Below are 12558 nucleotides of genomic sequence, written 5' to 3' on the forward strand. Positions count from 1 at the left end.
CGGGGGACCCGGTCGAGGTTAGGGACCGGGGAGGCCCGCCGGAACACCCCGAGGGGTGGGCTTCGCCACAAGGCGAGGCCCACCCCTCGGGAGTGCTGACCGCGTGGACTACTGCACGGCCGTCATCTTCTGCTCGAAGCCCGGGTTCTTCTTCAGCCAGGCGTCGACGGCCTTGGGCTCGTTGTTCTTGCCCGCCTTGTTGATCTCGTTCTCCAGTCCCGCCAGCTGCTCCTCGCTCATCTTGAAGTTCTTGAGCCACTTCGTGAGCTGCGGGTACTGGTCCGGGAAGTCCTTGCTGGAGAGCGTGCGGATCGTGTTGCCCTTGCCGAAGCCGCCCTTGGGGTCCTTCAGCTTGGTGAGGTCGTACTCGCTGTACGCCCAGTGCGGCGTCCAGAGCAGGACCGCGACGGGCTCCTTCTTGGCGTACGCGGCCTTCAGCTCGGAGAGCATCGCGGGCGTCGAGCCCGCGGCGATCTCGTACTCGTCCTCAAGGCCGTACCCGGGCAGGACCTTGTCCTTGAGCGCCTGCATCACACCGGTGCCCGGCTCGATGCCGATGATCTTGCCCTTGAACCTGTCGCCCTTGCCCTTGAGGTCCTCGAGCGACTTCACGTCCTTGACGTAGGACGGGACGGCGACCTCGAGGGACGTCGGGCTGTACCAGGAGCCGAGGTCCTTGAGGTTGGCCTTGTTCTTCTCCCAGTACGTCTTCTGGGCGGTGGGCAGCCAGGCGTCGAGGTTGAGGTCGATGTCGCCCTGCGCGAGACCGGTGTAGGCCGGGCCGACGTCGGCCGGGGACAGCTCCATCTTGTAGCCGCGCTTCTCCAGGACGCGCTTCCACAGGTTGGTGACGGCGATGTTCTCGTCCCACGCGAAGTACGCGGCCTTCAGCGGGCGCTTGTTCTCGTCGCCGCCGGAGTTCTTCGGCAGGGGCGCCATCTTGTCGAGCACGCCCGGGTTCTTCTTCAGCCAGCCACGCACGGCCTCCTGCTGCTTGCCCTTGCCCGCCTTGTTGATCTCCGACTCGAGATCGGTGAGCTGCTTCTCGGTCATCTTGAAGTTCTTGAGCCACTTGCCGACCTCGGGGTTCTCCCCGGAGAAGCCCTTGCGTGCCAGGGTGTGCACGCCGTCGCCCTTGCCCCAGGCGCCCTTCGGGTCCTTGAGCTTCTTCAGCTTGAAGTCGCTGTACGCCCAGTGCGGCGACCACAGGGTGGTGACGATCGGCTCCTTCTTGGAGTACGCCGCCTTCAGCTCGGAGAGCATCGCGGGCGTCGAGCCGTCGACGACCTTGTACTCCTTGTCGAGGCCGTACTCGCCGAGGACCTTGTCCTTGAGCAGGCCCATCATTCCGGCGCTCGTCTCGATGCCGGTGATCTTGCCCTTGAACGTGTCGCTCTTGCCCTTGAGGTCCTCGAGGGAGTTGATGTCCTTCATGTACGCGGGGACGGTCAGCTCCAGCGACGTGGGGCCGAACCAGGAGCCGAGGTCCTCGAGGTCCTTGCCGTACTTCTTCCAGTACGAGGCGTGGGTCGTCGGCAGCCAGGCGTCGGTCTGGAAGTCGATGTCGCCCTGCGCCAGGGAGGTGTACAGCGGACCGGCCTCCAGCTGGCTGGTGGTCACCTTGAAGCCGCGCTGCTCCAGGACCTCTTTCCAGAGGAAGGTGGAGGCGACGCCCTCGTCCCAGGGGATGTAGCCGATCTTGATTTCCTTGCCCTGGCCGACGTTCTTCGTGTCGGCCACGGACTCGGAGTCGCTGCTGCCGAAGATGCCCATGCCGCCCGCGACGAGCGCGAGGACGACGACGCCGACCATCGCGACGACGGGCCGGGGGCGGTAGTTCCAGACGTTCAGACCTTGCGCGGCCCGCAGCTTGGCGAGCGCGCGGCGGCCGAGCGGGGAGACCTGGCCGCCCAGGCCGCTGGTGACGCGGTCCAGGTAGATGGCGAGGATCACGATGGAGATGCCCGCCTCCGCGCCGAGACCGACGTCGAGCTGGCCGATGGCGGCGTTGACGTCCGCGCCGAGACCCGGGGTGCCGACCATGCCGGTCAGGGCCGCCATGGAGAGGCCGAGCATGATGACCTGGTTGACACCGGCCATGATCGTCGGCAGCGCGAGCGGCAGCTGGACCCGGAAGAGGATGTTGCGCGGCGTGGTGCCGAACGCGTCGGCCGCCTCGACCAGTTCCTTGTCGACCTGGCGGATGCCGAGCTCCGTCATGCGCACACCGGGGGCGAGCGCGAAGACGATCGTGGCGACGATGCCCGCGGGGGCGCCCATCCGGAAGAACAGCAGCGCCGGGATGAGGTAGATCATCGCGGGCAGCGTCTGCATCAGGTCCAGGACGGGCCTGACGATGCCGCTGACCGTCTTGGAGCGGGCCGCCCAGATGCCCACGGGCACGGCTATGACCAGCGCCACGAAGGTCGAGACGAGCACCAGGGACAGCGTCATCATCGCGTTGTCCCACAGCTCCAGGGACACGATGAAGGCGAAGCCCGCGAAGGCGAGGGCACCGCCGAGCAGGCCGCGCAGCCAGAACGCGACGACGGCGAAGATGCCCGCCATCAGCAGCGGCTCGGGCGCGGAGAGGAGGTCGTAGACGCCGTCCCACATGTTCTGGAACAGCGTCTTGATGAAGTCGAACAGCCAGTCCATATGGGTTCTGAGCCATTCGACCGAGTCATTGACCCAGTCGCCGAAGGGAATCCTAGGCACCGCTGCTCACCTTGCCCACGCTCTTGCCGCCGTTGTCCTCGGCCTGCTCGTCCTTGGCCTGCTGTACGGGAACGACCGCGTCCTGTGGCTCCGAGGGCGCCGGCTCACCGAGCACGGCGAGCAGCCGCGCCCGCGGTACGACGCCCACGAGCTCGCCCTTGCCGTCGGTCACGGCGACCGCCACACCGCTGGTGGAGCAGGGCGTGAACAGCTCGATGATGGGGGTGTCCTCGGTGACCGTCGCGGGGGCGTCGGCCCGCACGAACCCCTCGTCCGGGTCGGCCATGATCGCGCCCGCGGTGAGTACCCGGGAGCGGTCGACGTCCTGCGTGAACGCGGCGACGTAGTCGTTGGCCGGGGTGACGAGGATGTCCTCGGAGGTGCCGATCTGGACGATGCGGCCGTCGCGCATGACGGCGATCCGGTCGCCCAGGCGCATGGCCTCGTTCAGGTCGTGGGTGATGAAGACGATGGTCTTCTTCAGCCGCTTCTGCAGCTCCAGGAGCTGGTCCTGCATGTCGCGGCGGATCAGCGGGTCGAGCGCGCTGAACGACTCGTCCATGAGCAGCAGGTCGGCGTCCGTGGCGAGCGCGCGGGCCAGGCCCACGCGCTGCTGCATGCCGCCGGACAGCTCATCGGGCCAGGACTTCTCCCAGCCCTTGAGCCCGGCCAGCTCCAGTGCCTCCAGGGCCCGCTTCTCGCGCTCGGCGCGCGGCAGCCCCTGCACCTCAAGGCCGTACGCGGCGTTCTCGAGGACGCTGCGGTGCGGGAACAGCGCGAAGTGCTGGAAGACCATGCTGATCTTCTTGGAGCGCACCTCGCGCAGTTCGCGCGCGCTCAGCTTCGTCAGGTCCTGCCCGTCGAAGAGCACCTGCCCGGCCGTCGGGTCCGAAAGCCCGTTGAGCATGCGCAGCAACGTGGACTTGCCGGAACCGGAGAGACCCATGACAACGAAGATCTGGCCCGGCTCGACGGTGAAGGACGCGTCGATCACCGCGGCGGTGGTTCCCTCGGCACGCAGTTCTTCACGGTCGGCTCCCTGGCGGAGTTTCTCCACCGCGCCGTCGGGTCGTCTGCCGAACACCTTGTACAGGTGTTCAGCTTGCAGCCTGGACACATACACCTCTCGGGTTGAACCAAGACGGCCCGCCTCCCCCGCCGGCGGGCCGTGGAGCGGCGCGGCGTCTATCCGCTTTCCGTCAAGAAGTTGAAAACTCGACCGAGTGCGCTCCGCGTGCGCGCCTGCCCTCGCTTGCACAAGCCAAACCAAAGAGTGATCCAGGTCACCGCCGGACCCTCGGGCGGCGGTCCCCTGTCAGTGCCGTGCGGCATGATGCGAACGTGACTCAAGCAACGCGGCGGCTGATGCTGCTCGACACGGCGTCCCTGTACTTCCGGGCCTATTTCGGGGTCCCCGAATCCGTGCGGGCCCCGGACGGCACCCCGGTGAACGCGGTGCGCGGCCTGCTCGAATTCATCACACGCCTGGTCCAGGACCACCGCCCCGACGACCTGGTCGCCTGCATGGACGCGGACTGGCGCCCGCACTGGCGCGTGGAGCTCATCCCGTCGTACAAGGCGCACCGCGTCGCCGAAGAGGCCCCCGAAGGCGCCGTCACCCCGGACACCGAAGAGGTCCCCGACACCCTCTCCCCCCAGGTCCCGGTGATCGAGGAGGTCCTGGACGCCCTGGGCATCGCCCGCGTGGGCGTCGCTCCGTACGAGGCGGACGACGTGATCGGCACCTTCGCCGCGCGGGCCGCGGGCCCGGTCGACGTCATCACGGGCGACCGCGATCTGTACCAGTTGGTGGACGACGCCCGCGGCATCCGCATCCTCTACCCCTTGAAGGGAGTCGGCAGCCTCCAGGTGACCGACGAGGCGTGGCTGCGCGAGAAGTACGGCGTGGACGGCCCCGGCTATGTGGACCTCGCCCTGCTGCGCGGCGACCCGAGCGACGGGCTGCCCGGCGTGCCCGGCATCGGCGAGAAGACCGCGGCCAAGCTGCTCGACGCCTTCGGTGACCTGGCCGGGATCATGGCGGCCGTCGACGACCCGCGCTCGAAACTCACCCCGTCGCAGCGCAAGCGCCTCGACGAGTCCCGCGCCTATGTGGCCGTGGCCCCGAAGGTGGTCCGGGTCGCGGACGACGTGCCCCTGCCGGACGTCGACGTCGCACTCCCGCGTGCGCCGCGCGATCCGGCCGCCCTGGAGGAGCTCGCCGCGCGCTGGGGACTCGGCGGCTCATTGCACCGGCTGTTGACCGTACTTCAGGACTGAGGTGTTAGGTTAGGTAAACCTAACCAATTGTGGATGAGTGGACTCAGGGGAAGGCCGACCGCCATGGCAGAGCGACCCGCACGCAAGACTCCCAAGCCCCACATCGCGCAGGTCGTGCGCACCGAACGGCTGACGCCCCATATGCAGCGCGTGGTCGTCGGCGGCGAGGGCCTGGCGGAGTTCACGGCCGGGGACTGCACGGACCACTATGTGAAGCTGCTCTTCGCGCCGGAGGGCGTGAGCTATCCGGAGCCCTTCGACATCCAGCGCATCCGCGAGGAGCTGCCGCGCGAGCAGTGGCCCGTGACGCGTACGTACACGGTGCGCTGGTGGGACCCCAAGACCCGGGAGCTCGCCCTCGACTTCGTGATCCACGGCGACGAGGGCCTCGCCGGACCGTGGGCGCAGCGGGTGCGGCCGGGTGAGACGGTCCGCATGCTCGGCCCCGGCGGCGCGTACACCCCGGACCCGGCCGCCGACTGGCACCTGATCGCCGGCGACGAGAGCGCCCTGCCCGCGATCGCCGCCGCCCTGGAGGCCCTGCCCGAAGGCGCCGACGTGCGCGCCTTCGTGGAGGTCGAGGGTCCCGAGGAGGAGCAGCCGATCGACACGCACGCCGAGGTCGTCTGGCTGCACCGCGCCGGCCGCCCCGTCGGCCAGGCCCTGGTCGAGGCCGTGCGCGCGCTGGACTTCCCCGCGGGCGACATGCAGGCGTTCGTGCACGGCGAGGCGGGCTTCGTGAAGGAGCTGCGCCGCCTGCTGCGCGTGGAGCACCAGGTCCCGCGCGAGCGCCTCTCCGTGTCCGGCTACTGGCGCCTCGGCCACAACGAGGACGGCTGGCAGGCGTCGAAGCGGGAGTGGAACGCGCAGGTGGAGGCCGAGCAGGAAGTGGCGGCATAGCGCTTCGGCGGTGAGGGTGGGCGCCGCCTGCGTGGGCCGGCGGCGGCGCCGGGCGGTCGCGCGGGAAAACCGCTGTCCCCGCGCGGCGGCCGCGCTGCACGATGACGGCATGCCTTACAAGATCCCCAACGTGGTGGAGCCCGGCACCCTCGCCGGCCAGGAGCAACCGACCCTCGCCGCCTCCGGTGGCCTGATCCTGCGTGCCTGGTCGCCCAAGGACGCGCCCGCCGTGTACGAGGCGTTCCAGGACCCGGCGTTGCAGCGGTGGCACGCGCGGGTGGCCGACTCCGAGGACGAGGCCCGGGAGTGGATCGAGGACTGGCGCGCGGCGTGGGCGAAGGAGCGGGCCGCGACCTGGGCGGTCGCGGACGCGGACACCGGCGAGGTGGCGGGCCGGGTCGCGCTGCGCGAGATCAACCTCGGTGACGGCCAGGCGGAGATGGCGTACTGGACGATGCCGCGCGCCCGCGGCCGGGGCGTCGCGCCGCGCGCGGTCACCGCGCTCGCGGGCTGGGCGCTCGACGTGGTGGGCCTGCACCGGCTGGAGCTCTACCACGCCACGGCCAACGAGGCGTCGTGCCGGGTGGCCCTGAAGACCGGCTTCGTGGCGGAGGGCGTCAAACGGAGCGCGGTGCTGCACGAGGACGGCTGGCACGACATGCACCTGCACGCCCGGATCAGGGGGGACGCGACCTGAGGGAGGACGGGGCCAGGGGAGCCGCGCCCCGAAGGGGCGCGGGGAACTGCGCGCCAAGCCACATCGAACCCCGCGGCCTGCAAGGAACCACAAGAGGCACCCCCTGCCCAGCCACAGGCGAAGGGCCCCGCGCAGAGGGAGGCGCCTCGCGCAGAGGAACGGCACCCCACGCAGAGCGAGGGCACCCCACGCGGAGGGGCCCCGCCCCGGCAGACCCCACGCCCCGTACTCTTGCCCGCTGTGACCCGAAGACGCCGCGTTCCGCCCGCTCCCCTGCCGCAGCGCGACGGCGTCGACCCGGTGCGGGTCCGGCTGCCGGACGGCGGGGCGTGGGCCTGCGTACGGGACCATCTCGTCGAGCGGCTCGCGGCACCGCCCGGCCTCGTCGACGCGATGCTGCGCGAAGGGCGGATCGTCGGCGCGGACGGGACGCCGGTGGCACCCGACGCCCCGTACACGCCGGGCGCGTACCTGTGGTTCCACCGGGACCTGCCGGACGAGCCCCCGGTCCCCGGCGCCATCGACGTCGTCCACCGCGACGAGCACATCGTCGTCGCCGACAAACCGCATTTCCTCGCCACCATGCCGCGCGGCAGCCACGTGGCCCAGACGGCTCTCGCCCGGCTGCGCTCCCGCCTCGGCATCCCGGCGCTCGGCGCCGCGCACCGCCTGGACCGGCTCACCGCGGGGCTGCTCCTGTTCACGGTGCGGCCCGAGGAACGCGGCGCGTACCAGTCGCTGTTCCGCGACCGCCGGGTGCACAAGGAGTACGAGGCCGTGGCCGCTTACGACCCTGGGCTCGACCTGCCGCGCACCGTACGCAGCCACATCGTCAAAGAACGCGGCGTCCTCGCCGCCTACGAGGTGCCCGGCGCCGAGCCGAACAGCGAGAGCCGCGTCGAACTGATCGAGCACGACGGCCGGCTCGGCCGCTACCGGCTCCTCCCGCACACCGGCCGCACGCACCAGCTCCGCGTCCATATGAACGCCCTCGGCCTGCCCATCCTGGGCGACCCGCTCTACCCGGAGGTACGCGCGGCGGCGGCGCCGGACGACTTCCGGCGCCCCCTCCAACTCCTGGCCCGTGTCCTGGAGTTCACCGACCCCGTCACCGGGACCGCACACCGCTTCGTGAGCGGACGCACCCTGGAATCATGGTCCGCGTACGAGGACTGGGCCCACTAGCCCGGCCCGGGAGCCGGCGAAGCGCTCAGTAGCCCCGCCACCACTCCAGGAAGCGCCGCCACGCACCCTTGCGCCGGACCGGCGCGGCCGCCGGGTCCTGCGGTGCCGGGGCCGCGGGGGCCGCCGGCTGCGCGGCCGGGGCGGCCGGCTGCGGGAACGGCTGCGGCATCGGGGACGACACCTCCCAGTTCTTGCGCGGCGTCGGCACATGCGACATCGGCCGGGCCGTGACGTCCTGCGGCGGCCGCTTGCCGAACTGCACCGGCAGCTCCACCAGATGCCGCGACAGGATCGACGACCGCCAGCGCAACTCCCGCTCGTCCACGGCGAGTTCCACGTCGGGCAGCCGCATGAGCAGCGCGTCCACACCGGTGTCGGCGATGGCGCGGCCGATGTCCTGGCCGGGGCACTCGTGCGGCCCGCCGCTGAACGCGAGGTGGGACCGGTTGCCCTGCATGTTCGCGGACAGGTCGGGGCGGACAATGGGGTCGACGTTGCCCGGCTGGATGCCGAGGAGCAGGCCGTCGCCCGCCTTGATCTGCTGGCCGCCGAGCTGGGTGTCCTGCTTCGCGAAGTAGCCGACCATCGCGCTGAACGGCGGCTCGTCCCACAGCGACTGCTCGACCGCCTCGGGGACGGTCATCTGGCCGCCGCTGAGCTGGGCGCGGAAGCGCGGGTCGGTCAGCACCATGCGCAGCACGTTCGCGATGAGGTTCGCCGTGGCCTCGTACGCCGCGATCAGCACAAGCCGCAGATGGGCGGCGACCTCGTCGTCGGTGAGCTGCGCGGGCTGGGCGATGAGGGCGCTGGTGAAGTCCTCCTCGGGCTGGGCCCGGCGGCGCACGACGTGCCGGGTGAGCGCCTCCATCACGTACGCGTTGCTGGCGATGGCCGTTTCGGTGCCCTTGATCATGTCCCGGGCCGCCTGCACCATGCGCTCGCTGTACTCCTCGGGCATGCCGAGGACGTGCAGCATCACCATCATCGGCAGATGCTCGGCGAACTGGCCCACCAGGTCGGCCCGGCCGATCTCGCAGATGTCGTTGAGCAGCCTGTTGCTGTAGCGGTTGATGTGGCGGCGGATGCCGCGGTGGTCGAGGCCCGCCATGGCGCCGGTGACGGCCCCGCGCAGACGCTGGTGCTCGGCGCCCTCGGCGAAGGAGCACATCGGCTGCCAGGTGAACACCGGCGCAGAGCGGGTGGTCCAGGCCCGCGGTGCCGTCCTTGACGGCGCTCCACTGCCGGGAGTCGCGGCAGTACTGCGACGGCGTGCGGACCATGTGCAGGTTCTCGCTGTGGCCGAGCACCGCCCAGACGCGTACGTCGTTGTGGATCAGCGCCGGGGCCACCGGGCCGTGTTCGGCGCGCAGTTTCTCGTACACGCCCGCGAGGTCGTGGTCGGCCTCGGGGCCGAACAGGCGGCGCAGGCCGCCGGCGCCGAAGCCGGAGGGCTCGTGGGCGGGGCAGCCGGGGGGCGGCGCGGTGGCCGCGTCGGTGCCGGGCCGGGAGGGTGAGGGAGTCGTCACGGTGGTTCGCTCCGGGGTCGCGAAAGGTCCGGGTGTGGGGTCGTGGGGCGGGCTGCGGGTGGAACGGGGGTGGGGCGTGCCGGACAGGTCCGGCTGCGCGAGCCGGTGCGGTCAGGCCCTGGCCGCGGCCAGGGCGTGCAGATAGCGCATGAGTGTCATCAGCGTGTCCTTGCTGGAGATCCGCCGGCGGGCGTCGCAGTGCACTATCGGTACGTGGCTGTCCAGGTCGAGAGCCGTACGCAGAGCGTCGACCGGGTGGCGGGGCGCGTCCGGGAAGTCGTTGACGGCGATGATGAACGGGACGCCGCGCTCCTCCAGGCGTCCGATCACGTCGAAGCTGACCTCCAGGCGGCGGGTGTCGATGAGGACGACGGCGCCGAGGGCACCCTCGAAGAGGCCGTTCCACAGGAACCAGAACCTCTCCTGGCCCGGGGTGCCGAACAGATACAGCACCAGTTCCTCGGAGATGCTGATCCGGCCGAAGTCCATCGCGACGGTCGTGGCCGTCTTCGTCTCGGAGCCGTAGTTGTCGTCGACGCCGATGCCGGCCTGCGTCATGGTCTCTTCGGTGGTCAGCGGACGGATCTCACTGACCGAGCCCACCATCGTCGTCTTGCCGACTCCGAACCCGCCCACGATGACGACCTTCACGGCGGCCGCGGCCGTGTCGGGCAGGACGTCCCGCTCGCTGGGCCCGGTGATCGCGCCGTTGGTGAGCGTGTCAGAGCTTTTGAAGTCCATGCATCACCGCTTCGAGAAGGGAACGGTCGGGGAGCGCGGAGCGCACGACGGGTGCGCGCGCCTGCACTAAGTCGGCCGCGAGCAGGTCCGTGAGGACCACGGTCACCACGCTGACCGGCAACGCCATGTAGGCCGAGAGCTCCGCGACGGACAGCGGTGTCCGGCACAGCCGCAGCACGGCGGTCTGCTCGGGCTGCGCCGTCGGGGCCGGGTCGTCCTTGGCGACGATCAGCGTGACCAGGTCGAGCGGTGCCCGCTCCGAGTCGTCGCCGGTGAGGATGTAGAGCCTCTCCGGGTTCTCGGGAGTGCGGCGTTCACGCCGGACGGGCACCTCCGCCTGGAAGCGGTCATCGGGGCCGTCGAGGCCGGGGAAACCGTCCGGTCCTTCGGGGATGGCGTCTTGCGGGGGGTCTTGCGGATGAGTCATACGGCCTGCCCGTCTCGCCGGGGCGGGCTCGTGAGGTGGGCGCCGATCCGGACGACCAGGTCCCGCATGCGGTTGCCGATCAGTCCCGCGTCGACGGTCTCCTCGGCAAGCACGGCGAGATACGCGCCGGCGCCCGCGGCCATCATGTAGAAGTAGCCGCCGTTGACCTCGATGATGACCATGCGCATCTTGCCGTTGCCGTCGCTCTCCGGGATCTCGGTGGCGACGGCGGCGGCGAGGCTCTGCAGCCCGGCGCAGGCGGCGGCGAGGCGGTCGGCTCCGTCGGGGTCGCCGCCGTGGCGCGCGATGCGCAGTCCGTCGGCGGAGAGCACCACGATCTGCCGGACCCCGTGCACGCCGTCGGCGAGCTCCTTGAGCATCCAGTCGAAGTTGGCCCGCTGCTGGATCACTTCCAGCCCCCCTCGTCGGCGTTGTCGGTGCTGCCGTGGTCGTTCTGGTTGCGGACCTGCTGCGGGGCCGCCGGGTCGTGCGGGCGGTCGCCCCCGGCGGGGTCCTCGCCGTTCACGCCCTTCATGAATGCCTCGATCCAGAGACCGGGCTCCTTCTCCTCCTGCTGCGCCGGCTGCGGCGGTGGAGGGGGCCCGGCGGCCATGGCCGCCTCGGCGCGGCGCTGGGCCTCGGCCTCCTGCGCGTAGCGCTCGCTGAGCGACATCTTGACCCGACTCCTGCGCTGCGGAAGGCCGTTGGCCGTCCACTCGGTGACTTCGGGGATGTCGTCCTCCATGGACGCCCTGAGCGGCATGGAGGGGCGCGGCACCGTGGTGACCTTGCGCGGCTTCTTGCGGCGGATGTCGCGGGCCTCTTCGATGATGGTGCCGTCGGCGTTCACGCGCGGCACGGCGGCGGCACCGATGCCGTGCGCGAGGCCGGGCGCCGGCTCGGAGGTGAGCATGTCGCGCGGCACGATGAGGACGGCGCGGACGCCGCCGTACGCCGACTGCCTGAGCGACACCTGGAGGTTGTACATCTGCGAGAGCCGGCCCACGACGGCCATGCCGAGGCGCGGTGTCTCACCGAGGTCGTTCAGGTCCATGCCCTGCTGGGCCCGTTCCAGCATCCGCTCGGCCCGGGCGCGGGCCTCCTCGCTGAGGCTGACGCCGCCGTCCTCGATCTCGACGGCGATGCCCGTCTGCACCTCGACCGCGGTGACGTGCACCCGGGTCTGCGGCGGCGAGTAGCGCGTGGCGTTGTCGAGCAGTTCGGCGCAGGCGTGGATGAGCGGCTCCACCTTGGTGCCGTGAATGTTGACCTTGGCGATGGAGTGCAGGTCGACGCGCTGGTACTCCAGGATCCGGGACATGGCGCCGCGCAACACGCTGAACAGCGGTACGGGCTTGGGCCACTGGCGTCCCGGCCTGGCGCCGCCGAGCACCGTGATCGAGTCGGCGAGGCGGCCGATGAGGGCCGTGCCGTGGTCGATGCGGAGCAGGTCGTCGAAGACCTCGGGGTTGCGGCCGTGGAACTCCTCCATGTCGCGCAGTTCCGCGGCCTGTTGGTGGACGATGGACTGCACGCGCCGCGCGATGTTGACGAAGGCGCGCTGCGAGTTCTCGCGCATCGCCTCCTCGCGGTCCAGGGTGTCCAGGATGGCGCGCAGCAGGATGCGCTGGGACTGCGGCAGCCGGCGGTTGGTCTCGTCGCCGTCGATGACGTGGCGGATGACCTCCGAGGGGGCCTCGCCCTGCCGGACCCGGTGCAGGGTCTCGGGCAGCAGCTCACTGCCCAGGCGGACGGTGTCCTCGTCGAGGGCCGCGATGCGGTGCTCCAGGTGGGCGGTCTGCGCCGCGTGGCTCCTGCGCAGGTTCCGGAGGACGCGGCCGCGGCGCGCCGCCTCGGAGCCGACGGCGATGACCACGAGCGTGGCGATGGCGCCGCACCAGCCGACCGCGATCCGGGCCGGCTCCGTCACCGCGGCGACGGCGGCTCCCGTCGCCGCGGCCATCAGCATGGCGGGCAGCAACAGCACGCGTGCGTAAGGGACTTCTCGGCCACCGGGAGGCGATTGAACACTCACCATGTATGCCCTCTGAACACTCGTCTTGGGGAGGAAGTTGGGGACGTCG

Annotated in this window: 10 protein-coding genes and 1 pseudogene; 4 read left to right on the forward strand and 7 right to left on the reverse strand. The window is 70.8% G+C overall.

The window, feature by feature from the left end; translation table 11 throughout:
* Positions 1–108: 108 nt before the first annotated feature.
* Both STRAU_RS06365 and STRAU_RS06370 read right to left on the reverse strand, forming a co-directional pair.
* On the reverse strand, positions 109–2718 hold the full coding sequence (locus STRAU_RS06365) for an ABC transporter permease/substrate binding protein (protein ID WP_016639429.1): 2610 nt from the start codon (positions 2716–2718) through the stop codon (positions 109–111).
* Positions 2711–3835, reverse strand: coding sequence for a quaternary amine ABC transporter ATP-binding protein (locus tag STRAU_RS06370; RefSeq protein ID WP_037657846.1), 1125 nt, complete (start codon positions 3833–3835; stop codon positions 2711–2713). The genes STRAU_RS06365 and STRAU_RS06370 overlap by 8 nt, the downstream gene beginning before the upstream one ends.
* A 248-nt stretch (positions 3836–4083) precedes the next feature.
* Between STRAU_RS06370 and STRAU_RS06375 the strand changes: the two genes are divergently transcribed.
* From STRAU_RS06375 to STRAU_RS06390, 4 genes are all read left to right on the forward strand, one after another.
* Positions 4084–4998: a 5'-3' exonuclease gene (locus tag STRAU_RS06375; RefSeq protein WP_016639431.1), complete on the forward strand. Its 915-nt coding sequence runs from the start codon at positions 4084–4086 to the stop codon at positions 4996–4998.
* Between the two features lie 63 nt (positions 4999–5061).
* Complete coding sequence (locus STRAU_RS06380) at positions 5062–5898, forward strand: siderophore-interacting protein (RefSeq protein WP_016639432.1); 837 nt, start codon at positions 5062–5064, stop codon at positions 5896–5898.
* Positions 5899–6007: 109 nt separating this feature from the next.
* Positions 6008–6595: a GNAT family N-acetyltransferase gene (locus STRAU_RS06385; RefSeq protein ID WP_037657873.1), complete on the forward strand. Its 588-nt coding sequence runs from the start codon at positions 6008–6010 to the stop codon at positions 6593–6595.
* Positions 6596–6835: 240 nt separating this feature from the next.
* Positions 6836–7780 (forward strand): RluA family pseudouridine synthase, encoded by a 945-nt coding sequence (locus STRAU_RS06390; protein WP_016639434.1) that lies wholly within the window; start codon positions 6836–6838, stop codon positions 7778–7780.
* 25 nt (positions 7781–7805) lie between these two features.
* Here the strand turns inward: STRAU_RS06390 and STRAU_RS06395 are convergent.
* The 5 genes and pseudogenes from STRAU_RS06395 to STRAU_RS06415 form a co-directional block, all read right to left on the reverse strand.
* Positions 7806–9306 (reverse strand): annotated as a pseudogene (locus STRAU_RS06395) (cytochrome P450).
* Between the two features lie 111 nt (positions 9307–9417).
* Complete coding sequence (locus tag STRAU_RS06400; protein WP_016639436.1) at positions 9418–10047, reverse strand: GTP-binding protein; 630 nt, start codon at positions 10045–10047, stop codon at positions 9418–9420.
* Positions 10028–10474 carry a DUF742 domain-containing protein gene (locus STRAU_RS06405; RefSeq protein WP_016639437.1) on the reverse strand — a complete coding sequence of 149 codons (447 nt, stop codon included), beginning with the start codon at positions 10472–10474 and terminating at the stop codon, positions 10028–10030. Before STRAU_RS06405 ends, STRAU_RS06400 begins: the two co-directional genes overlap by 20 nt.
* Positions 10471–10884, reverse strand: a complete 414-nt coding sequence (locus STRAU_RS06410) for a roadblock/LC7 domain-containing protein (protein ID WP_016639438.1) — start codon at positions 10882–10884, stop codon at positions 10471–10473. The genes STRAU_RS06405 and STRAU_RS06410 overlap by 4 nt, the downstream gene beginning before the upstream one ends.
* Positions 10881–12512 (reverse strand): ATP-binding protein, encoded by a 1632-nt coding sequence (locus tag STRAU_RS06415; protein ID WP_037657848.1) that lies wholly within the window; start codon positions 12510–12512, stop codon positions 10881–10883. Before STRAU_RS06415 ends, STRAU_RS06410 begins: the two co-directional genes overlap by 4 nt.
* Positions 12513–12558 lie beyond the last annotated feature (46 nt).

It is taken from the genome of Streptomyces aurantiacus JA 4570, assembly GCF_000414115.1.
Taxonomy (GTDB): Bacteria; Actinomycetota; Actinomycetes; order Streptomycetales; family Streptomycetaceae; genus Streptomyces; species Streptomyces aurantiacus_A.

Coding starts and splice junctions, on each gene's coding strand:
- STRAU_RS06375 (WP_016639431.1), top strand. CDS start 4,084: ATGCTGCTCGACACGGCGTCCCTGTACTTCCGGGCCTATTTCGGGGTC.
- STRAU_RS06380 (WP_016639432.1), top strand. CDS start 5,062: ATGGCAGAGCGACCCGCACGCAAGACTCCCAAGCCCCACATCGCGCAG.
- STRAU_RS06385 (WP_037657873.1), top strand. CDS start 6,008: ATGCCTTACAAGATCCCCAACGTGGTGGAGCCCGGCACCCTCGCCGGC.
- STRAU_RS06400 (WP_016639436.1), bottom strand. CDS start 10,047: ATGGACTTCAAAAGCTCTGACACGCTCACCAACGGCGCGATCACCGGG.
- STRAU_RS06405 (WP_016639437.1), bottom strand. CDS start 10,474: ATGACTCATCCGCAAGACCCCCCGCAAGACGCCATCCCCGAAGGACCG.
- STRAU_RS06415 (WP_037657848.1), bottom strand. CDS start 12,512: ATGGTGAGTGTTCAATCGCCTCCCGGTGGCCGAGAAGTCCCTTACGCA.